The organism is Pseudomonas sp. HR96, assembly GCF_034059295.1.
GTDB lineage: Bacteria > Pseudomonadota > Gammaproteobacteria > Pseudomonadales > Pseudomonadaceae > Aquipseudomonas.
In genome coordinates this window covers 3967691-3989118 of sequence record NZ_CP139141.1, presented here as the reverse complement: position 1 = coordinate 3989118, position 21428 = coordinate 3967691, and the positions used below count along the sequence as shown (strand labels likewise).

The window sequence follows — 21428 nt, the reverse complement described above, 5'->3', positions numbered from 1 at the left end:
AGGGTTGCGACTTAAGCGGCAGATTGTACCGGGCACCGCGAGGTTCTTGCGAGGCAAAACGAAACTGAACTTTGAATGGCGGGTCAATTACGCCGTGACGACAGGCGCACGTTGCTCCCTGGAAGCGGTTGAAGTCATAATGTAGCCCCTTTTTTCAGCTCCTACATGTGGAAGGTCCCCCCGTGAATCAGAAGCCCGAACAGTGTCTTGGTGAATGGATTGATCGTGAAGCGCTTGCCGAGGCGATGATCCCGCTTATTGGTCAGCTTTATCGCAACAACAACGTCGTGACCTCCATCTACGGCCGCAGCTTGATCAACCGTTCGGTCATCGAGATCCTCAAGGCGCACCGTTTCGCCCGCCATCGGCAGGCTGACGAAAGCGAGTTGTCGGTTCACGAGACCTATCCACTGCTCAAGGCCATGAGCGAGCTCAAGCTCGGCGCGGCTTCCGTGGACATGGGCAAGCTGGCGGTCAAGTTCAAGGAAAGCGGTGCCGGGCGCAGCGCCGAAGAGTTCGTCCGTGAAGAGCTGGCCGACGTGGTTGGCCAGCACGACCACAGTGCCCGCAAGGGTACCGATGTGGTCCTCTACGGTTTCGGCCGCATCGGCCGCTTGCTGGCGCGCATCCTCATCGAGAAGGCCGGTGGCGGCGACGGCCTGCGCCTGCGCGCGATCGTCGTGCGCAAGGGCGCGACCAACGACCTGGCCAAGCGCGCCAGCCTGTTGCGTCGCGACTCGGTGCACGGCTCGTTCGACGGCATCATCCATGTCGATGAAGAAGCCAACACCCTGACGGTCAACGGCAACCTGATCCAGGTCATCTACGCCAAGAACCCTACCGAAGTCGATTACACCCAGTACGGCATCCAGAATGCCCTGCTGGTCGACAACACCGGTGTGTGGCGCGATGCCGAGGGCCTGGGCCAGCACCTGCAGTGCCCGGGCGTGGCCCGCGTGGTGCTGACGGCGCCAGGCAAGGGCAAGCTGAAGAACATCGTGCACGGCATCAACCACGACCAGATCAACGCCGATGACAAGATCATCTCGGCCGCGTCCTGCACCACCAACGCCATCGTGCCGGTGCTCAAGGCCGTGAACGACAAGTTCGGCATCGTCAACGGTCACGTCGAAACCGTGCACTCGTACACCAACGACCAGAACCTGATCGACAACTTCCACAAGGGCGATCGCCGTGGCCGTTCGGCCGCGCTGAACATGGTCATCACCGAAACCGGCGCGGCTACCGCTGCCGCCAAGGCGTTGCCGGAACTGGCCGGCAAGCTGACCGGCAACGCCATCCGGGTGCCAACGCCGAACGTCTCCATGGCCATCCTCAACCTGAACCTCGAGAAGGCCAGCAGCCGCGAAGAGATGAACGAATACCTGCGCTACATGGCGCTGCATTCCGACCTTTCGCGCCAGATCGACTTCGTCGCTTCGCAGGAAGTGGTATCGACCGACTTCGTCGGCTCGCGCTACGCCGGCGTGGTCGATGCCGAGGCCACCATCTGCAACGACAACCGTGTCGTGCTGTACGTGTGGTACGACAACGAGTTCGGTTACAGCTGCCAGGTGGTCCGCGTGATGGAAGACATGGCCGGGGTCAACCCGCCGTCGTTTCCCAAGTAAGCCTTAGCTCGATGTAAAAAAGGCGGGGGCTTTTACAAGCCCCCGCCTTTTTTTGTGCTGTGATTCAGCGCTTTCCCTTAAGCCCGCGCCGCTTTCGCCGTCTGCAGCTCGTGACGGTTGCCCTTGAACAGCACCAAGGTGGCGACCAGACCCAGGATCGCCGCGCCGCTCAGCCAGATGCCGGGGGCGGCCTTGTTGTCCAGCGCATGGATCAGGTAGGTGCAGGCAGCTGGGGTGAAGCCGCCAAAGGTGGCAGTGGCCAGGCTGTAGGCCAGCGAGAACCCGGTGGTGCGCACGTCGGCCGGCATGATCTCGGTCAGCGCCACAACCATCGCCCCGTTATAGGAGCCGTACAGGAAAGACAACCACAGCTCTACCAGCAGCAGGCGCTCGAAGCTGGGCTCGGCTACCAGCCACGACAGCGCCGGGTAGGCGGTGAGGATGGCGAGAATGGTGGCACCGAGCAGCAGTGGCTTGCGTCCGATCTTGTCGGAGACGGTACCCATGACCGGCAGCCAGAAGAAGTTCGACAAGCCGATGCACACGGTGACAATCAGGGTATCGATGTCGGACAGGTGCAGCTCGGCCTTGCCGAAGGTCGGGGTGTAGGCGGTGATCAGGTAGAACGACACGGTGGTCATGACCACCAGTGCCATGCCGGCCAGCACCAGGCCGAAATTCTTGCGAATCGAAGCCATCACTTCGCCCAAGGTCGGGCGATGCTTGCGTGCTTCGAACTCCGGGGTCTCTTCCAGCGAGCGACGAATCATGAAAATCGCCGGTACGATGGCACAGCCGACCAGGAAGGGAACGCGCCAGCCCCAGTCGCTCATGGCTTCAGGCGTCAGGTAATGGTTCAGGCCGACGCCCAGCAGGCCGGCAAACACCACTGCGGCCTGTTGGCTAGCCGACTGCCAGCTGACGAAGAAGCCTTTGCGCCCTGGGGTGGAAATTTCCGCCAGGTACACGGACACGCCGCCCAGCTCCACGCCCGCCGAAAAACCCTGCATCAGGCGACCCAGCAGCACCAGCAACGGCGCCGCGACGCCCAATGTGGCGTAGCCGGGGACGCAGGCGATCAGCACGGTGCCCGCAGCCATCATCATCAGCGTCACGATCAGGCCCTGACGGCGGCCGTGCCGGTCGATGTAGGCGCCCAGGAAGATCGCGCCCAGCGGGCGCATGAGGAACCCGGCGCCGAAGGTCGCCAGCGAAAGCATCAGCGATGCGAATGCGCTGTCCGAAGGAAAGTAGGCTTTGGCGATGGCCGTGGCGTAGAAGCCATAGACCATGAAGTCGAACATTTCCAGGAAGTTGCCACTGACCACGCGAAAGATCGCGCCGCCTTTGCCTTTGGTCGAGGCCATGAAATTGCACTCACTTTTATACAGTCTTATAAGGAGATCCATGGTTGTAACGGTCTGGACTATGCTTTCCAGACGCCTTTCCATGTGCGCACCACCCGCAGGCAGATATGTAACAGTATGTGTAAATCATCAAGGAGATCAACCCAAAAGCCGCCGGAATGATGATTGCTGGGCAAATAGCCAGCCTACGCGCCGGTAAATTCGATGTCGGGTTGCTGAAATGATTCTCGTCTGCATATTTGCTCCCACGCGCCGGTAAATATTCCGCGTGGCAAATTGCTTGAGACGCGACCAAGGGGTAATGTTCGCCGCAATCTTGCGTGTATAGACTGCACACCGATTTTTCGCGGCCGCCCAGCGGCGTGTGAGCCAGAGAAACCAGAGTGGTTTTTCGGCCTGATCTGAAGGAGTACGCATGGCTGTCTACAACTACGATGTCGTGGTATTGGGTTCCGGTCCAGCGGGTGAGGGGGCCTCGATGAACGCGGCCAAGGCAGGCCGCAAGGTGGCGATGGTCGATGCGCGCCAGCAGGTCGGCGGCAACTGCACTCACCTGGGCACCATCCCGTCCAAGGCATTGCGCCACTCGGTCAAGCAGATCATTCAGTTCAACACCAACCCGATGTTCCGCGCCATTGGCGAGCCGCGCTGGTTTTCCTTTCCTGACGTGCTCAAGAGTGCCGAGCGGGTGATCAGCAAGCAAGTCGCATCACGCACTGCCTACTATGCGCGCAACCGCGTCGACGTGTTCTTCGGCACCGGCAGCTTTGCCGACGAGCAGACCATCGAAGTGGTGTGCAGCAATGGCGCCGTGGAAAAACTGGTGGCCAAGCAGATCATCATCGCCACCGGCTCGCGGCCCTATCGCCCGGCCGACATCGATTTCCACCACCCACGTATCTACGACAGCGACACCATCCTCAGCATCAGCCACACGCCACGCAAGCTCATCATCTATGGCGCCGGGGTAATTGGCTGCGAATACGCATCGATCTTCAGCGGCCTGGGGGTCATGGTCGAACTGGTCGACAACCGCGAGCAGCTGCTGAGCTTCCTCGACGCAGAAATCTCCCAGGGCCTGAGCTATCACTTCAGCAACAACCATGTGATGGTGCGGCACAACGAAGAATACGAGCGGGTCGAGCCCAGCGACCACGGAGTGGTGCTGCACCTCAAGTCGGGCAAGAAGATCAAGGCCGACGCCTTGCTCTGGTGCAACGGCCGTACCGGCAACACCGACCGCCTGGGCCTGGAAAACATTGGCATCAAGGTCAACAGCCGCGGCCAGATCGACGTCGATGAAAGTTACCGCACCAGCGTCTCGACCATCTACGGCGCTGGTGATGTGATCGGTTGGCCGAGCCTGGCCAGCGCCGCCTATGATCAGGGCCGCTCGGCCGCCGGCAGCGTGGTGGACAATGGCAGCTGGCGCTTCGTCAATGACGTGCCAACCGGCATCTACACCATTCCTGAAATCAGCTCGATCGGCCAGAACGAGCATGACCTGACCCAGGCCAAGGTGCCTTACGAAGTCGGCAAGGCCTTCTTCAAGGGCATGGCACGGGCGCAGATTTCCGGGGAACCGGTGGGCATGCTGAAGATTCTCTTCCATCGCGAGACCCTGCAGGTGCTGGGTGTGCACTGTTTCGGCGACCAGGCATCGGAGATCGTTCACATCGGCCAGGCGATCATGAACCAACCGGGCGAGCTCAACACCATCAAGTACTTTGTCAACACCACGTTCAACTACCCGACCATGGCCGAGGCCTATCGGGTAGCGGCCTACGACGGCCTCAACCGGCTTTTTTGAGCGGCTCCGGCCGGTGGCCTGAGCCGGCCGGGGAGACCGATTTCAGTAATTCCCAAGGGTGGCGCTGGCCAAACCGGGAAAGTCTGTAATCAGGCTGTCGACGCCGAAGTCGGCGAGCCTGCGCATCAGCGCCGGCTCGTTGACCGTCCACACTGACACATGCAGCCCTTGGCGCTGAGCCTTTTCCAGGCGCTCGGGGGTGCACAGGGTCCAGTTCAGCGCGAGTATCTCGCAACCATAATTCTGCGCGACCTTCAGCGGGTCGAGCCAGGCGTATTCGGCGACCAAGCCCCGTGACAAGTCGGGGGTCAACTCGGCGGCGGCGCGCAGCACCTCCCGCGAGCTGGAGGTGATGGTGACCTTGTCCAGCAGGCCGTGCTCCTGAGCCAGCTCGCGAATCGCCAGCACCGTGGTCGCAGCGCGGGTGCGTGAAGCGACCTTGACTTCCAGTTGCCAGTGATCGAAATCGCAATGGGTGAACAGTTCGTCCAGGCGCGGGATGGGGCAGGGCTGCACCCAGCCGGGGCCGCCTCGGCGCGCGTCGTAGGTGACCAGTTCGGCGGCGCTGTGCTCGGACACCTTGCCGCGCCGGTCGGTGGTGCGTTTGAGCGTGGGGTCGTGGATCACCATCAACTGGTTGTCGCTGGACAGGTGCAGGTCCAGTTCGCATCGGCGCACGCCGTGCTTGAGGCATTCCTGGAAGCTGGTCAGGGTGTTTTCCGGGGCTTGGCCCTTGGCGCCGCGATGGCCGTAGATTAGGGTCACATCGTGTCCTTGATAAAAGGCTGGGAGAAGGGGGCGAGCAAGCCCGGCGCCGTGATCACGGCACCGGCAGCTCTGACTGGTCGCGCGCCAGGCGGCGTTCCAGCTGTTGTTTTTGCAGGATGTAACGCGCCAGCAACTGACGCTGGGCATCGGACATCGCGACAAATTCGGTACCGATTTCGCACTCGCCATCGCTGTCATAGCAATGTACAACCCGGGCGCGCAACAGCAAGCCCAGAGCCTGTGGCATCAGTGCCATCTTGATCGACAAGGGAGTCTGCGGCGCCAGTGGCTGGCGTTGGCGGAAGGTGATGCCGCCCTCGGACAGGGTCACCGGCTGCGGCTCGCCGATCCGCGAGGTCAGCGTCTGCGCCACCAGCTGGCTGAGCAGATCGATGCGTTTGTTCTGCGCCTTGAGAAAGTTGACCAGTGTGCGATCGGTTTCACTGACCTGGCGCAGCAGGTGCTGGGATTCGAACTCGCTCAAGTGCAGCTCGCTGAGCAGATTGAACAGCGGCGAAGCATCTTGCAATAAATCGGTCTCGCCGGCTTCGGCGTCGCCAAGCACGCGGATTTCCAGTGCGATACGGTCGTCGATACGGTAGTATTCGCGACGCTCTTCTTCATCTAGTGTCGACATGGCGAACCCATGGTAGCGGCGGTGGTCTGAGTGTAAAGCTGCTGGTAGAGCCCCGCCACAAGGACGTTCCCTCTTTCATCCGAACAAGCCCCTACATGTTCAGACCTCTCTTCGTCTTCATCGGTGCGCGTTATACCCGCGCCAAACGTCGTAATCATTTTGTGTCCTTCATTTCCCTGACATCGATGATCGGGCTCGCTCTGGGCGTGATCGTCATGATCGTGGTTCTCTCGGTCATGAATGGGTTTGACCACGAGATGCGCACTCGCGTTCTCGGCATGGTGCCCCATGCCACCATCGAATCGCCGCAACCCATCGATGACTGGTCGGCGCTCGCGCAAAAAGTGCGACAGAACCCGCAAGTGCTGGCCGTGGCGCCCTTCACCCAGATGCAGGGCCTGCTGACCAACGACGGCAAGGTGCAGAAGATTCTGCTCAATGGTGTCGACCCGGCGCAGGAACGCAACGTCTCGATCATCGACAACTTCATTCAGCAGGGCAAGCTCGACGACCTCAGGGCCGGCGAGTTCGGCATTCTGATCGGCGACCGCGCGGCGACCCGGCTGGGTGTCGGCGTGGGCGATAAAGTCACCTTCGTCGCCCCGGAAGTCACCGTGACCCCGGCCGGTATGTTCCCACGCATGAAGCGCTTTACCGTGGTCGGCACCTTTCATGTGGGCGCCGGTGAAATCGACGGCTTCGTCGGCCTCACCAACCTTGAGGACATGGGCCGCCTGCACCGTTGGAAGCCGGGTCAGGTGCAGGGCATCCGCCTGAAGTTCGACGATTTGTTCCAGGCGCCGCGCATCGCCTGGCAGTTGGCGCAGAAGCTTGGTGACCATGATTACTATGCCCGCGACTGGACCCGCAGCCACGGCAACCTGTACCAGGCCATCGGCATGGAAAAATCCATGATCGGCCTGCTGCTGTTGCTGATTGTCGCGGTGGCCGCGTTCAACATCATTTCCACCCTGGTGATGGTGGTCAACGACAAGCGCGGCGACATCGCCATCCTGCGCACCCTTGGCTCCACCCCGGGGCAGATCATGCGCATCTTCATGGTCCAGGGCACGGTGATCGGCGTGGTCGGTACTGCCATCGGCGCGGCACTGGGCATTCTCGCGGCGCTGAACGTCAGCGCGGCGATCGCGGCGCTGGAAAAAATCATCGGCCACAAGTTTCTCAGCGCCGACGTCTATTTCATCGACTACCTGCCGTCGCAATTGCAGGCCGACGACGTTTACATGGTCTGCGGCGCGGCTTTGGTCCTGAGTTTTCTTGCAACCCTGTATCCGGCCTGGCGCGCGGCGCGCACCCAGCCTGCAGAGGCGCTACGTTATGAGTGAGTCGGGCATGAACGAACAAGCAGTCTTGAGTTGCCGCAACCTGGGCAAGTCCTACGAGGAAGGCCCGGAGTCGGTCGTGGTGTTGGCCAATCTGCAGCTCGAACTGCATGCCGGTGAGCGGGTCGCCATCGTTGGCAATTCCGGTTCCGGCAAGAGCACCCTGCTCAACCTGCTGGGCGGTCTTGACACCCCCAGCCAGGGCAGTGTCTGGCTGGCCGGCGAAGAGCTGTCGGCGCTCAACGAGAAGGCGCGCGGCCTGCTGCGCAATCGCTCGCTGGGCTTCGTCTACCAGTTTCACCACCTGCTGCCGGAATTCACCGCGCTGGAGAACGTGTGCATGCCGCTGTTGATCGGCAAGACCGCGATTCCCGAGGCGCGTCAGCGGGCCACGGCGTTGCTGGAGCGGGTAGGGCTGGGGCATCGCCTGCAGCACAAGCCGGCGGAGCTGTCCGGTGGCGAACGTCAGCGCGTGGCAATCGCCCGCGCCTTGGTCAACCGGCCTGGGCTGGTGATGCTCGACGAGCCTACCGGCAACCTCGACCATCACACTGCCCAGGGCATCCAGGACTTGATGCTGGAACTGAGCACCTCCCTGCGCACCGCCTTTCTGGTGGTGACTCACGACCTCAACCTGGCTCGGCAGATGGACCGCGTGCTGCGCCTGGAAGATGGCCAACTGGTGCCGCTCTGATGTTCCGTCCTCTGGCTATCTTCATTGGCGCGCGCTACACCCGCGCCAAGCGTCGCAACCATTTCATCTCGTTCATTTCGATGACGTCGATGATCGGCCTGGGCCTAGGCGTCCTGGCGATGATCGTGGTGTTGTCGGTGATGAACGGGTTTCAGCGCGAGATGAGCTCGCGGGTGCTGGGCATGGTGCCCCATGCCACTATTGCCGGCGTCAAGCCGCTGGACGACTGGCAGCCGGTGGCTGCAGCGGCGCTGAAGAACCCCGCAGTGGTGGCGGCGGTGCCGTTTACCGAAATGGACGGCATGCTCTCCTACAAGGGCGCCATGCAGCCAATCCAGATCAGCGGCGTCGACCCGGCTCAGGAAGCCAAGGTGTCGATCGTGGCTGACCACATCACCCAGGGCAAACTGCAGAACCTGCAACCTGGCGAATTCGGCGTGGTGATCGGCGACATCACTGCGCGCCGTTTCGGCCTGTCGATCGGTGACAAGTTGACCCTGATTGTGCCCGAACTCAGCTCAGCGCCCGGCGGCATCACCCCGCGCATGCAGCGCCTCAACGTAGTGGGCGTGTTCAAGGTGGGGGCCGAACTGGACAGTTCCATGGCCCTGATCCACATGGCCGACGCCGCGCAGATGCAACATTGGGCGCCCAACCAGGTGCAAAGCGTGCGGCTCAAGCTCAAGGATCTGTACGCCGCGCCGCAGGTGTCCGCTGCCATTGTCGCCGGGCTGGGCGACCAGTACCGGGCGGATGACTGGACCCATACCCAGGGCAGCCTGTTCAGCGCCATGAAGATGGAAAAGACCATGATCGGCCTGCTGCTGCTGATGATCGTCGCGGTGGCGGCCTTCAACATCATTGCCACCCTGATCATGGTGGTGAACGACAAGGGCGCCGACATCGCCATCCTGCGCACCATTGGCGCCACGCCGCGGCAGATCATGACCATCTTCATGGTCCAGGGCACGGTGATCGGCGTGGTCGGCACCCTGGTCGGTGGCGTCCTGGGGGTGATCGCGGCGCTCAACGTCAGCGCCATGGTCGGCTGGGTCGAACGCGTCACCGGGCAGCACATCTTTACCTCGGACGTGTATTTCATCAGCAATCTGCCGTCGCAACTGCAATGGCAGGATGTGTTGCTGATCTGCAGTGCCGGGTTGATCATGAGCTTTCTGGCGACCATCTACCCCGCCTGGCGCGCGGCGCAGATCGAGCCGGCGCACGCTTTGCGTTATTCCTGATCTCGACCGCTCGGGGGCTTGCGCAGCCCCCGAGCGGTCGCACGGCTGATCCGACCCGCAGGTTCACACGTGCCCCCCAAACCCGATAAACTCCCGGCTGTTCACTCAGTCAGGTTTCCCTCATGCACCCCGCAGCCGAACATTCACCGTTGGGCAAAGCCAGCGAATACATTGCCACCTACACCCCGTCCTTGTTGTTCCCGATTCCGCGCTCCACCAAATGGGCCGAGCTGGGACTGACCGCCGAGACCCTGCCCTACCAGGGCGTGGATTACTGGAACTGCTTCGAGCTGTCCTGGCTGCTGCCTTCCGGCAAGCCGGTAGTGGCCATTGGCGAGTTCAGCATCCCGGCAGACTCGCCGAACATTATCGAGTCCAAGTCGTTCAAGCTGTACCTCAACTCGTTGAACCAGACGCCATTCGCCAGCACTGCCGAGCTGGTCGCCTGCTTGGCCAAGGACCTTGGCGCTGCTGCCGGCAAGCCGGTGGGCGTGCGTGTGCGCAGCCTCGACGAGGTGCAGGCCGAGGGCCTGACGGCGATGCCGGGCGTGTGTATCGACGATCTGGATATTCAAGTGACCGGCTACGAGCGGCCGCGTCCTGAACTACTGCGCTGCGACGAATCGCGGGTGGTGGAGGAGAGCGTGCACAGCCATCTGCTCAAATCCAACTGCCCAGTGACCAGCCAGCCGGACTGGGGCAGTGTCGGAGTGCATTACCGTGGCGCGGCGCTGGATCACGCCAGCCTGCTGGAGTACCTGGTGAGCTTCCGCCAGCATTCGGACTTCCACGAACAGTGCGTGGAGCGGATCTTCATGGACCTGCAACGCCTGCTCAAGCCTGAGACGCTGACAGTGTTCGCACGTTACGTGCGCCGAGGTGGGCTGGACATCAACCCTTATCGCAGCACCGAGGCGCTGGCGCCGGCCAACGCGCGCCTGGTGCGGCAGTAAAGGGTGGCGCGCTTCAGATGCCGATGCTGCCCAGGGTCTGCATGATGTTGCGCAGGCTCATCGCCAGGCTCGGATGGCTGGCCTCGAAGCGCTCGACCGCCAGGTTGATGCCGGTGTTGATGTCGTTGTCGCCGACGGCGGCCTCGAGCTTGATGCGCTCCTCGATCTGCACCATGAGTTCATGCAGGTCGGCACGCTCTTGTTCGGAGAGGGGCGGGTTCTGATCGAGCTGCTCGCGCACTTCGTTCAGTTGACTTTGCAGTTCGGCGGCAGGCATGACGATCTCCCTTTCATTAATGATCACAGCCATTGACCACGCAGGGTCGGCAAAGATCCTTTTGCCATGACCTCATGCATCAAGGGTAGGCTAACCCCTGCGGTCTTGCCGGCAAGGTTGTATCAGGGTTTTTCGCCCTTCAGCCGGCGCTGGCCGACGTCCTGCAGGCAGCTGCCGAGTTCTTCCAGGTGGTCGATGACCGAATGCACGCCCAGTTCGAACAGCGCCATGGTGGCTTTGCCACGCTTGAGGTCACGGGCGTGCGGGTCGAGGGCCAGCCATTGGCTATCGGACAGCCCTTCACGCGCGCCGTTTGAGGCCAGCCCAACCGTCCATAGCCCAGCCGCCAGTGCCGATTGCAGGAGCAGGCGGTCGCCGCTGACCAACAGGCAGCCGTCCAGGCGCGCGGCACCCACCACCAGCAAGGCACGCCAACAGGCCTGCGCAGAAGGCCAGCGCGGCTGTTCGGGGGCGGCGTTGCAGCCTGCCAGCCAGTCTGGCAGCCGCGCTGTGCGCTGCTCGACCAGACCCGCTTGCAATTGATCAAGCCATACACAGGGCACCTTTTGCTCGTGCAGATGCTCCAAGCCCTGTCCAGCCCCTGCGGTCAGCTGGCCCTGGCTGTCCACGAGGCAGTCGCTCAGGCCGAACAGAACGGCGGTCAATGGCGGTACGACGCAAGTTTCAGGCATGTCGACATTCCCTGGGTGACCGCTGAGCATAAGTCGCTGGCGTGACATTCATGTGACGGCGCGATGACGGCCGAAGGGGCGGGAAACAATCAGTTGGGTGGCAAGCAAATACTTGGCTGCCTAAACAGTTTGCATGGCTTTATACTCAATCACTTTGTCGGGCCACGGCCTGACTCGGGCAACAGCCCGTCCATCATCCAGGGAGTATGTTTATGCGCGTGTTCGGAGCAGGTTCGCTCGATCGACTGGCTCGGGCCTGTCTGTTCGCCAGCGCCGTGCTGGTACCGTTTGCCGCCCAGGCGGCTGACAGTGACCCGTGGGAGGGCGTCAACCGGGCGATCTTCCGCTTCAACGATACCCTCGACACCTACACCCTCAAGCCAGTCGCCCAGGGTTATCAGAAGATCACCCCGCAGTTCGTTCAGGACGGCGTACACAATTTCTTCCAGAACATCGGCGATGTAGGCAACCTGGTCAACGACGTCCTGCAGGCCAAGCCACGTGCCGCTGGCATCGACACCACGCGGTTGATCTTCAACACTACGTTCGGCCTGCTCGGCTTCATCGACGTCGGCACCCGCATGGGCCTGCAACGCAACGACGAAGACTTCGGCCAGACTCTCGGCTACTGGGGCACGCCAAGTGGCCCTTACGTCGTGCTGCCGTTCTTCGGCCCGAGCACAGTGCGTGACGCGTTCGGCAAGGTGCCGGACGCCTACGCCAAGCCTTACCCGTACATGGACGACATGTCTGCGCGCAACGTGATGCTGGGCGTCGACCTGATCGACACCCGTGCCAGCCTGCTGTCAGCCGAGAAGCTGGTCAACGGCGATCGCTACAACTTCATCCGCAACGCGTTCCTGCAGAACCGCGAGTTCAAGGTGAAGGACGGCAAGGTCGTCGACGATTTCTGATTTTTCAGCGAAATGAAAAGGCGACCTTAAGGTCGCCTTTTTTTGTATCAAATTTTTGCATAACACCGGATCACAGGTTGATCAGGCCCAGCAATTGTCCTCCAGTGTCGCTGGTCTTGGTCCAGATGACCTTGGCCTTGGCCTTCAGGCCGTCCAGGTTCGGGTTGTGGGAGGGCACATAGACTTCGACTATGTCGCCTGCAGTCAGGCTGGTCGGGGCGTCCAGCTGGAAGCCGGTGCTGGACAGATCGCGGCACGTGGCGGCGATAGGATGCCCGTCTACCGTCAGGGTTACCTTTGCATCGACGGTCATGCGAATGAAGTCGCGTTTTTCGTCGTGGTCGCGGTGGTGTAGGGTCATCGGTTTGCATCCTGTATTTTGATCTGGGTACAAAAGGTTTTTATAACTCTCGGCGATTTGCCGTGTAAAGACGTAAAGCGACCATCGGCCTGTGCTTGAAACGCCAGGCGGATGGGAGTACCGTCTGCGCCTTATAGGGCAACTCCACTATCTTGCGTACCGCGTACTCGCTACCGGCTGGCAAAAGGCAGGAGTGGCTAGAAGTGAATCCAGTAAGCGAAACTGTCGCCTACGCCACCCAATTCCTGGCGCCGTTTGCCCACATGCAGAAACCCAGTGCCACGCTGCTGATAATCGATGACGACGACGTAGTGCGCGCAAGTCTTGCGGCCTACCTGGAAGACAGCGGTTTCAATGTCCTGCAGGCCAACAACGGCTCGCAGGGACTTGAGGTATTCGAGCAGCAACAACCCGACCTCGTGATCTGCGATTTGCGCATGCCACAAGTGGGCGGTCTCGAATTGATCCGTTTGGTGACAGAACGTTCCCCGCAGATGCCGGTAATCGTGCTGTCAGGTGCCGGTGTCATGAACGATGCCGTCGAAGCGTTGCGCCTGGGGGCTGCCGACTACCTGATCAAGCCGCTCGAAGATCTGGCCGTACTCGAACACTCGGTGCGCCGCGCGCTGGACCGTTCGCGGCTGATGCTGGAAAACCAGCGTTATCGCCAGAAGCTGGAAACCGCCAACCGCGAGCTCGAGGCCAGCCTGCACCTGTTGCAGGAAGACCAGACAGCTGGGCGCCAGGTGCAGATGAACATGCTGCCAGAGAGCCCCTGGAGCACCTCGGGGCTGCATTTCGAACACCAGATCATTCCGTCGCTGTATCTGTCGGGTGACTTCGTCGACTACTTCCGAGTTGACGATCATCGCGTCGCGTTCTACCTGGCAGACGTTTCCGGCCACGGTGCTTCTTCTGCGTTTGTGACCGTGCTGCTCAAATTCATGACCACACGTCTGATGTTCGAGTCGCGGCGCGGTGCCAACGTCCCGCAATTCAAGCCCTCCGACGTGCTGGGACATATCAACCGCGGGTTGATCAACACAAAGCTGGGCAAGCATGTCACCATGGTTGGCGGCGTGATCGACGAATCAACGGGTAAACTGACCTACAGTATTGGCGGTCACCTGCCGTTACCCGTGTTATACACACCCAATGACGGTGTGAGTTATCTGCAAGGGCGAGGTTTGCCGGTGGGGCTCTTCAATGAAGCGACCTATACTGACCTGGTGATCGACTTGCCTGAAGCCTTCAGCCTGACGTTGTTTTCCGATGGCATCCTGGACCTTCTCCCAGGCGAAACGTTGAAAGACAAAGAAGCAGCATTGCCTGAAATAGTCGATGCTGCCGGTGGCAGCCTGGATGGCTTGCGCCGCAAGTTTGGATTGGCCACGCTAGGGGAGATGCCGGATGATATCGCCCTCATGGTGCTGAGCAGGAACCTTGAATGAGTACTGGTAGAATCCAGTTCGCCGAACAGAGCGGTACCTTCGTTCTGAAGTTCGTCGGCGAAGTTCGCCTGACCCTGTGTTCGGCGTTGGATGCAACGATTGAAAAGATCTTCACTGCCCTGAATTTTTCGGCGATCGTGATCGATCTCACTGAAACGCGCAGCATCGACAGCACCACACTGGGCCTGCTGGCCAAGTTGTCGATCCTGTCGCGGCAAAAGGTTGGACTGCTGCCTACCGTCGTGACCACTCACGAGGACATCACACGCCTGCTGTCTTCGATGGGCTTCGACCAGGTATTCAATATCGTCGACCGGCCGATTCCGTGCCCCGAGTGCCTGACCGACCTGCCATCGCAGGATCAGAACGAAGACATCGTCAAGGCCAAGGTGCTGGAGGCGCACAAGATCCTCATGGGGCTGAACGACTCCAACCGTGACGCTTTCCACGACCTGGTCAACGCGCTGGAGCGCAGCTGAGCCGGCCACAGGCTTGCGCCAGGCGATAAAAAAAGGGCGGCTCCCGTAATGGGAGCCGCCCTTTTTAGTGGCTGGCGAAGCTTACTTGACCTTCGCGGCCAGCACCGCTTCGAGCTTTTCCTGGTCGCGCGCGAACTGGCGAATACCCTCGGCCAGTTTGTCGGTGGCCATGGCGTCTTCGTTCGAAGCCCAGCGGAACTGCGCTTCGTTGAGGGTCTGTCGCGGCTCGCCCGGGTTGCCTGGCTTGAGCTTCTGCGGCAGCTCGCCCTGGTCGTCCGAGAGCTTTTGCAGCAGCTCAGGGCTGATGGTCAGGCGGTCGCAACCGGCCAGCTCTTCAATCTGGCTGATGTTGCGGAAGCTGGCGCCCATGACCACGGTCTTGTAGTCGTTGGCCTTGTAGTAATTGTAGATGCGGGTGACCGACTGCACGCCCGGGTCTTCGGCGCCGGTGTATTCCTGGCCGGTGGACTTCTTGTACCAGTCGTAGATGCGGCCTACGAACGGCGAAATAAGGAACACCCCGGCATCAGCGCAGGCCTGGGCCTGGGCAAAGGAGAACAGCAGGGTCAGGTTGCACTGGATGCCTTCCTTCTCCAGCTTTTCGGCGGCGCGGATGCCTTCCCAGGTCGAGGCCAGCTTGATGAGGACGCGGTCACGGCTGATGCCGGCCTTGTCGTACAGGTCGATTATCTGGTGGGCCTTGCCCAGCAAAGCGTTTTCGTCGAACGACAGGCGGGCGTCCACTTCGGTGGAGATGCGCCCCGGGATCACCTTGAGGATGCCACCACCGACGGCGACCGCGAAACGGTCGGCGGCCAGACCCAGATCGCCTTTGACGTCCAGCACCGAGTCGTTCAGGTGCGAGGCGTAGCTTTCGATGGACGAGGCCTTGAGCAGCAGGGAAGGGTTGGTGGTCGCGTCGTAGGGTTTGAGCCTGGTGATTGCTTCGAGGTCGCCAGTGTCGGCCACCACCGTGGTGAATTGCTTGAGTTGTTCCAGCTTCGAAGTCATGAGCGTGCTCTGTCCTGTGCGGATGGATGACATTACTCCAGCCGTGCACGCCGCTCAAGTGAGACATGGCGCACAATTGCCGGGGAACTGCCGGGGGAATGGATTGGGCTAACCATTCGAGTGGTGGTGCGCCCGCAGGTTCCCCGGCAGGCGCAAGCTTCATCCTTTCAGCACAAGGCGAGGCGGGCCTCAGCGGCCTTCGAGCAGGGCGCCTGCCTGGTCCAGCAGGGCCAGCGGTTCGGGATGCTTGTGGATGTCCACCGAGAGTAGCTGGCGGAACCTGCGCGCCCCCGGGAAACCGCTGCCCAGCCCGAGCATGTGCCGGGTGACATGGTGCATGTTGCCGCCCTCGGCAATGTGCGCGGCGATGTAGGGTCGCATCCGCGCCAGCGCCTCGCTGCGGCTGATCACCGGAGTGCTGGCGCCGAACAGCTGGGTGTCGACTTCGGCCAGCACATAGGGGTTGTGGTACGCCTCGCGGCCGAGCATCACGCCGTCAAAGGTCTGCAGGTGGTCGTGACACTCTTCGAGCGTCTTGATGCCGCCATTGAGGTTGATCTCCAGCTGCGCGAAATGCTTCTTCAACTGCGCGGCCACGTCATAGCGCAGTGGCGGAATATCGCGATTCTCCTTGGGCGACAGCCCTTCGAGAATGGCGATGCGCGCATGCACGGTGAAGCTGCGGCAGCCGGCCTCGGCCACCTGGCCGACGAAGTCACACAGCTGGGCGTAGCTGTCGCGGCCGTTGATGCCGATACGATGCTTGACCGTGACCGGAATCGACACGGCGTCGCGCATGGCCTTGACGCAGTCGGCCACCAGCGCCGGGTGCGCCATCAGGCAAGCGCCGATCATGTTGTTCTGCACCCGGTCGCTGGGGCAACCGACGTTGAGGTTGACCTCATCGTAACCATGCTGCTGGGCCATGCGCGCGCAGACCGCCAGATCGGCCGGCGTACTGCCGCCCAGTTGCAGGGCGATCGGGTGCTCCGCTTCGTCGTAACGCAGGAAGCGCTGGCTGTTGTCGCCGTGGATCAGCGCGCCGGTGGTGACCATCTCGGTGTAGAGCAGGGCATGGCGCGAGAGGATGCGCAGGAAGAAGCGGCAATGACGATCGGTCCAGTCCATCATGGGCGCAACACTGAAGCGCCGGGACGGCTCAGGCCTTATGGAATGCGGGTTTGAGGCAATATTCTGTACCATTTTACTCTACGCGTTTACGGCGGTTTTTTCGGAGTTTTTGGGCTGTTTTCTCGGAGCAGGTGGTAAATTTAACCACTTCGGAATCGAGATTCACCACCATCGCATGGCTACTATTCGAACAAGAAAACGTGGTGACGGCACAGTCCGCTACATGGCCCAGATCCGCATCAAGCGGGATAGCGTGCAAGTCTACCAAGAGAGTCAGTCGTTCGTACGCAAACGAGCCGCCCAAGAATGAGTGAAGAAGCGTGAGACCGTAGTTTCTTCGCCATCCTGCAAAACAACCCTTTTCGTCCTGCCCGCCTAGCTACGCGCAAAAGCTGTGCCTTCCACACGGCATAATCTTCCCAGCCAACACGCCTGTTGAAAAAATATTTTTGAACTTTATTGGAAACCAGCAGTCGCCCCGCTAATATGCGCCATTGCCAGGCCGCAAGGAGCGTTCTTGAAGACTTCGGGGCCAGGGAGCTGGCGGCATTCACAGCCAGCCAGCCTGCGTCGCGGGCAAAGCCTCATCTCCTGCCGTTGAACCCTCCCGAACATTGACAAGGATGCCAATCATGCAACGACTTCGCGTGCTCGACAGCTTTCGTGGCCTCTGCGCCATCGCCTTAATGGTCTACCACTCCCACGCGCTCTGCACCTTCACTGAGGCCCATTTTTTTCGAGCGGCCGATCGGTTCGTGGAGTTCTTCTTCATCCTCAGCGGTTTCGTGCTGGCGCTGACGTACGCCAACCGTCTCAAGTCCGTCGAGCAGTTGCACGGTTTCATCGTCAGCCGAATCTTTCGCCTGTATCCGCTGCATCTGGTGATGCTGGCGGTGTTCATCGGCCTGGAGTTCATGAAGCTGATGGCCGAGCGCCACGGGATCGCCTTTACCAGTGCAGCGTTCAGCGGGGCGCGTGCACCGTCCGAAATCGTTCCCAACCTGTTCCTGCTGCAATCCTGGTGGGCGGGTTTCAACCCGATGTCTTTCAACTATCCGTCGTGGTCGATCAGCGTCGAGTTCTACCTTTACCTGCTGTTCGCGGCGATCACCTTCTGGTTGCCAGGCCAGGCCAGGCTCATCGGCGCCGCCATCGCGCTGATCGCCTTTGCCGCCCTGCAGAATCAGTCGCAGTGGCAGATGACCGAATATTCGCTGCGGGGCCTGAGCTGCTTCTTCGCCGGCCAGCTGGTCTACACCCTTTATGAAAAGATCAAGGATGTGCAGCTGGACAGGCCCCTGGCGACCGCGCTCGAGGTGTTGGCCCTGGTTACCATTTTCTGTGTGATGAGTTACGCCACCGAGCACCGCGAGGCGATCCTGGTAGGGCTGTTCTGCCTGACGGTCGTACTGTTTTCGTTCGAGGCAGGCGAGGTCTCGGCGCTGATGTGCAAGCCGCTGTTCACCAGGCTGGGCACCCTGTCATTTTCAATCTACATGGTGCACGCCGCCGTCCTGTTCGTGACACCACTGGCATTGGGCATCTACAGCAGTCACAGCGGCATTCAACTGCTGACCGACCAGGTCGAGGCGGCCACCGGTACTCAGTTCCGCTACATCGACACGGGCAGTGTGCTGATCAATACGGTGCTGGTGCTGGTGCCGATGCTGCTGACGATCGCGCTGGCGAACCTGTCATACCGCTACATCGAGATGCCCGGGATCGCCTTGGGCAAGCGGCTGCGCAAGGCACGCCTGGCGCCTGTCATGCCGGGGGGCGCGAGCCTCGGGTAGTCTCTCTGCGCCGCTTGAAAAGGTGGCTGGGAGTCAGCCTGTCACGCCTTCAGGCTTGATTGGCAGGATGAGCGTCAGGCAGGTGCCTTCGCCGGTAGATGCCCAGTGTATCCGGGCGCCGATGGAGGCTGCCCGGCGAAGCTGATTGGCCAGGCCTTTGCCTTTGCCGGCGGTCACGTCCTGCACCGCAAACCCATGGCCATCGTCGGTGACCTCGACCCGGACATGGGTCTGGTCATGGGTGGTGGTCACGCGGATCTGCGTGGCCTGGGTATGCTTGATGATGTTGGCGAAGGCCTCCTGCAGAATCCGCAGGATGTGCAGCCCGTTGCGGGGGTCCAGCCACTCCAGCGCCGGAATGTTCTTTATCTCCCAGTGCAGGCGAATCCCGGCGCTCTCCAGGCGCGGCGCCAGGCGAAAGCGCAAAGTCGCCAGCAGCAGCAACAGGTCCGCTTGCACCGGCTCCAGGGAGTCGATGGTCAGCTTCAAGTCATCGATGCAGGTCTTGAGCACGTCTGCCAGCATCGCACTGTTCATCTGGCCTTTTTCCGCCTGCAGCAGGGCGGTCAACAGCGACGAGCCCATGCCGTCGTGCATGTCCTGCATCATGCGCTGGCGTTCATTGCTCAAGGTCTGCCGGTGCTCGATCTCGCGCAGGCGTTGATAGCTGATTTCCAGTTCCTCTTCACGCTCCTTCAGGCGGGTCACCAGCTGGGCGTTGATCTCGCGCACGCTTTCGTTGGCGCGCACGTAGCGCCGGTAGAGGATGTGCATGAAGATCAGGAAGGCGCCGATATTGCTGTAAGGACCCAGGTAGATACTTTCGATGCTCACGTAATTGTTCTGCAGCAGCCAGTCGTGGACACCCAGCAGCATGCCGACCACGGCCCAGCCGCTGACCAGCAGGCCATCGCGCGACCGTACCCGGCGCGATTGCACCCAGCCGAAAGCGGCGATCACCGAGCCCATGAGTATCAGCGCGATATACACCAGCGGCGCCAGGGCATAGGCGTCGAGCAAGCCATTGATACCTGGCGCGGTCAACACCCCCACGGCGACAGTGATCAGGCTGACACAATGGTTCAGCCAGGCTCGCGGGCGCCGGTGCAGGTAGTTGAGAAAGAAGTGCGTGGCCAGCGCGGTCCAGAACAGCGAGTTGATGGTCAGCCAGGTGAAGCAGTCTTCCGGTATCGGCAGTTTGATCTGGCCGACGTGGTAGTGCAGGGTGCGCAGGAACGAGGCAACCGAGATGATGAAAAACAGCAGATAGGCGCGGTCCTGGCGCAAACGAGCCCATACGAACAGGGCAAACAGGCCGACCGCCAGAAAGGCCGCGCTGCTGGTGTACGGTAGCTGTACCTGCAACAGGTTGCGCACCCGGTAGCGCCAGTTGGCGCTCTCACTGGTTTGCAGCCATAAAGAGGAGATGCCGCCGCCCGAGTCGCGTGGGCGCTGGATGCGCAGGACGATTTCGCTGGGCGTGTGGGCGTTGCGGGTGGCGTCCAGCGGTATCCATAGCGGGATGTTCCAGCCGTTCCAGTTCACCCCGCCCTGGGACAGGTACAGCAGCCTGCCGTCGCCGTATACCGCCAGTTCGCCGTCGGTTTTCCAGCGCGGGATGTACAGGTAGTGCAGCTGGCGTGTGCCGGGTTGTTCAGGCACTCGCACCCGGTACCAACTGAGAGTGGTGGGTGGGCGGGCAGGGTCGCCGTCGTCGATCCCGCGCACCAGTGAGCGGGTCAGGGCGTGCGGCAGGGTCACCGATTGCCAGTGCTCGGGCAATTGCGCGTCGCTGATCTCATAGGGCGGCGCATCGTAGCCCTGGGTGGGCGTACTCGATACTTCGGCGCTGGTCAGGTGCAGCGATGGGGCGGCGTGGGCGAGCATGCAGCAGAGCTGCAGGACCAGCAGCAACGCCAGCCGCCAGCGCCTAGGCACCCAGTAGGCCCTGGTTGCGCGCTTCGAAGATGGCCTCGGTCTTGGAGTGCACTTCAAGCTTCTTGTACACCCGGCGCACGAAGGTCAGCACAGTGTGGCGCGACACCGCCATCAGCCCGGCGATCTCCTCGGCAGTGAAGCCCTTGGTGATGTACTCGAGCACTTCCTGTTCGCGGGCTGACAAGCTTGCTCGCGGGGTACTCGAAAGGGTCTGGGCGCAAGATGCTGGCGTCGGCGTGCAGGGGCGGTCCACGGCGCGGAACCGTACCAGGATCTGCCGGGCAATCAGCGGGCTGATAGGGCTGCCGCCGCGATGCAGGCTGCGGATTTCGGCGGCGATGCTGGCTGCGCTGCTGTCCTTGAGCAGGTAGCCCAAGGCACCCGCCTCCAGCGAGCACATCACGTGCATCTCGTCACCAAAGGCGGTACTGACCATCACGGCGCAGGTCGGCCAGCGCTGCTGGGCGGCCACGATGACGTCGATGCCCGAGCCATCCGGCAGCCCAAGGTCCACCAGCAGTACGTCAGCTGCAGGTTGTTCGAGCATCCGCAGGCCCTGCGCTCGAGTGCTTGCGATGTCGACCAGTTGCATATCGGCTTCGGCCGCGACCGAGTCACGCAGGGCCTCCTGAAAAGCCACGTCGTCTTCCACCAGGGCGATGCGGATCGGTGCGTCAGGCATCATTTGTCTCGCTGCGCAGGCGGGTGCATTCGCCGGGGGCCCGCAAAGGCTCGGCCAGCAGGTCGAGGAGTACAGCGTGGTCGGTATCCGCGCCAGGGGACTGATTCATGGTCTTACCGCAAGAGGGGGGAGTGCACCGGAACTGCAGAGGGCCCCGGCCGGGTGAAGAGCCTTGGCAAGCGCGGGGAAATCTTAGCCTGAATGAAGGCACTAAGCCATGGCGCGCGCGTGGCGGGCGACGTCCATGACCGA

20 protein-coding genes and 1 pseudogene are annotated in these 21428 nt (G+C 61.5%); 11 read left to right on the top strand and 10 right to left on the bottom strand.

All coding sequences use genetic code 11. The features are described 5' to 3' along the window. Positions 1-182: 182 nt before the first annotated feature. Entirely contained in the window at positions 183-1631 is a 1449-nt protein-coding gene (locus tag SFA35_RS17830; RefSeq protein ID WP_320571853.1) for a glyceraldehyde-3-phosphate dehydrogenase, read from the top strand. A 77-nt stretch (positions 1632-1708) separates the two neighbouring features. Here the strand turns inward: SFA35_RS17830 and SFA35_RS17825 are convergent, their stop codons facing one another. Next, positions 1709-2998 carry an MFS transporter gene (locus tag SFA35_RS17825; protein WP_320571852.1) on the bottom strand — a complete coding sequence of 430 codons (1290 nt, stop codon included), beginning with the start codon at positions 2996-2998 and terminating at the stop codon, positions 1709-1711. Between the two features lie 415 nt (positions 2999-3413). Between SFA35_RS17825 and sthA the strand changes: the two genes are divergently transcribed. Continuing rightward, the gene (gene sthA / locus SFA35_RS17820; RefSeq protein WP_320571851.1) at positions 3414-4808 is read left to right on the top strand and encodes a Si-specific NAD(P)(+) transhydrogenase; all 1395 of its coding nucleotides are present in this window, start codon (positions 3414-3416) and stop codon (positions 4806-4808) included. A 42-nt stretch (positions 4809-4850) separates the two neighbouring features. Here sthA and SFA35_RS17815 read toward each other — a convergent pair whose 3' ends face one another. Beyond that, complete coding sequence (locus tag SFA35_RS17815) at positions 4851-5573, bottom strand: glycerophosphodiester phosphodiesterase (protein WP_320571850.1); 723 nt, start codon at positions 5571-5573, stop codon at positions 4851-4853. Positions 5574-5628: 55 nt separating this feature from the next. Next, complete coding sequence (locus tag SFA35_RS17810; RefSeq protein WP_320571849.1) at positions 5629-6213, bottom strand: PilZ domain-containing protein; 585 nt, start codon at positions 6211-6213, stop codon at positions 5629-5631. 95 nt (positions 6214-6308) lie between these two features. On the opposite strand from SFA35_RS17810, the gene SFA35_RS17805 reads away from it, so the two are divergent. The 4 genes from SFA35_RS17805 to queF all read left to right on the top strand — a co-directional run bounded on the left by SFA35_RS17805 (position 6309) and on the right by queF (position 10447). Further along, a complete protein-coding gene (locus SFA35_RS17805) occupies positions 6309-7559 on the top strand; it encodes a lipoprotein-releasing ABC transporter permease subunit (protein ID WP_320571848.1) in 1251 nt (416 codons plus the stop codon). 7 nt (positions 7560-7566) lie between these two features. After that, positions 7567-8250: a lipoprotein-releasing ABC transporter ATP-binding protein LolD gene (gene lolD / locus SFA35_RS17800; protein ID WP_320571847.1), complete on the top strand. Its 684-nt coding sequence runs from the start codon at positions 7567-7569 to the stop codon at positions 8248-8250. Then, positions 8250-9494 carry a lipoprotein-releasing ABC transporter permease subunit gene (locus SFA35_RS17795; protein WP_320571846.1) on the top strand — a complete coding sequence of 415 codons (1245 nt, stop codon included), beginning with the start codon at positions 8250-8252 and terminating at the stop codon, positions 9492-9494. Before lolD ends, SFA35_RS17795 begins: the two co-directional genes overlap by 1 nt. Before the next feature lie 122 nt (positions 9495-9616). Further along, positions 9617-10447 carry an NADPH-dependent 7-cyano-7-deazaguanine reductase QueF gene (queF, locus tag SFA35_RS17790; protein WP_320571845.1) on the top strand — a complete coding sequence of 277 codons (831 nt, stop codon included), beginning with the start codon at positions 9617-9619 and terminating at the stop codon, positions 10445-10447. Between the two features lie 13 nt (positions 10448-10460). Here the strand turns inward: queF and SFA35_RS17785 are convergent, their stop codons facing one another. After that, positions 10461-10724 (bottom strand): DUF4404 family protein, encoded by a 264-nt coding sequence (locus SFA35_RS17785; protein WP_320571844.1) that lies wholly within the window; start codon positions 10722-10724, stop codon positions 10461-10463. A 122-nt stretch (positions 10725-10846) separates the two neighbouring features. Further along, positions 10847-11416 carry a hypothetical protein gene (locus tag SFA35_RS17780; protein ID WP_320571843.1) on the bottom strand — a complete coding sequence of 190 codons (570 nt, stop codon included), beginning with the start codon at positions 11414-11416 and terminating at the stop codon, positions 10847-10849. A gap of 212 nt (positions 11417-11628) precedes the next feature. On the opposite strand from SFA35_RS17780, the gene SFA35_RS17775 reads away from it, so the two are divergent. Continuing rightward, positions 11629-12330, top strand: a complete 702-nt coding sequence (locus SFA35_RS17775; RefSeq protein WP_320571842.1) for a VacJ family lipoprotein — start codon at positions 11629-11631, stop codon at positions 12328-12330. 70 nt (positions 12331-12400) lie between these two features. Here the strand turns inward: SFA35_RS17775 and SFA35_RS17770 are convergent, their stop codons facing one another. Further along, positions 12401-12691: a PilZ domain-containing protein gene (locus SFA35_RS17770; RefSeq protein WP_320571841.1), complete on the bottom strand. Its 291-nt coding sequence runs from the start codon at positions 12689-12691 to the stop codon at positions 12401-12403. 263 nt (positions 12692-12954) lie between these two features. Between SFA35_RS17770 and rssB the strand changes: the two genes are divergently transcribed. Both rssB and rssC read left to right on the top strand, forming a co-directional pair. Next, positions 12955-14142: a two-component system response regulator RssB gene (rssB, locus tag SFA35_RS17765; protein ID WP_320579095.1), complete on the top strand. Its 1188-nt coding sequence runs from the start codon at positions 12955-12957 to the stop codon at positions 14140-14142. After that, positions 14139-14621 carry an anti-sigma factor antagonist RssC gene (gene rssC / locus SFA35_RS17760; protein ID WP_320571840.1) on the top strand — a complete coding sequence of 161 codons (483 nt, stop codon included), beginning with the start codon at positions 14139-14141 and terminating at the stop codon, positions 14619-14621. Before rssB ends, rssC begins: the two co-directional genes overlap by 4 nt. Positions 14622-14702: 81 nt before the next feature. Here the strand turns inward: rssC and tal are convergent, their stop codons facing one another. Together tal and dusA are read right to left on the bottom strand one after the other, a co-directional pair. Next, positions 14703-15632 (bottom strand): transaldolase, encoded by a 930-nt coding sequence (gene tal / locus SFA35_RS17755; RefSeq protein WP_320571839.1) that lies wholly within the window; start codon positions 15630-15632, stop codon positions 14703-14705. 189 nt (positions 15633-15821) lie between these two features. Next, positions 15822-16835, bottom strand: coding sequence for a tRNA dihydrouridine(20/20a) synthase DusA (gene dusA, locus SFA35_RS17750; RefSeq protein WP_320571838.1), 1014 nt, complete (start codon positions 16833-16835; stop codon positions 15822-15824). 103 nt (positions 16836-16938) lie between these two features. Here dusA and SFA35_RS17745 point away from each other — a divergent pair. Together SFA35_RS17745 and SFA35_RS17740 are read left to right on the top strand one after the other, a co-directional pair. Continuing rightward, a pseudogene (locus SFA35_RS17745) lies at positions 16939-17067 on the top strand (site-specific integrase); the annotation flags it as partial. 328 nt (positions 17068-17395) lie between these two features. After that, a complete protein-coding gene (locus SFA35_RS17740; RefSeq protein ID WP_320571837.1) occupies positions 17396-18556 on the top strand; it encodes an acyltransferase in 1161 nt (386 codons plus the stop codon). A 33-nt stretch (positions 18557-18589) separates the two neighbouring features. Here SFA35_RS17740 and SFA35_RS17735 read toward each other — a convergent pair whose 3' ends face one another. After that, complete coding sequence (locus SFA35_RS17735) at positions 18590-20494, bottom strand: ATP-binding protein (RefSeq protein ID WP_320571836.1); 1905 nt, start codon at positions 20492-20494, stop codon at positions 18590-18592. After that, positions 20487-21176: a response regulator transcription factor gene (locus SFA35_RS17730; RefSeq protein ID WP_320571835.1), complete on the bottom strand. Its 690-nt coding sequence runs from the start codon at positions 21174-21176 to the stop codon at positions 20487-20489. The genes SFA35_RS17735 and SFA35_RS17730 overlap by 8 nt, the downstream gene beginning before the upstream one ends. Positions 21177-21428: the final 252 nt, after the last annotated feature.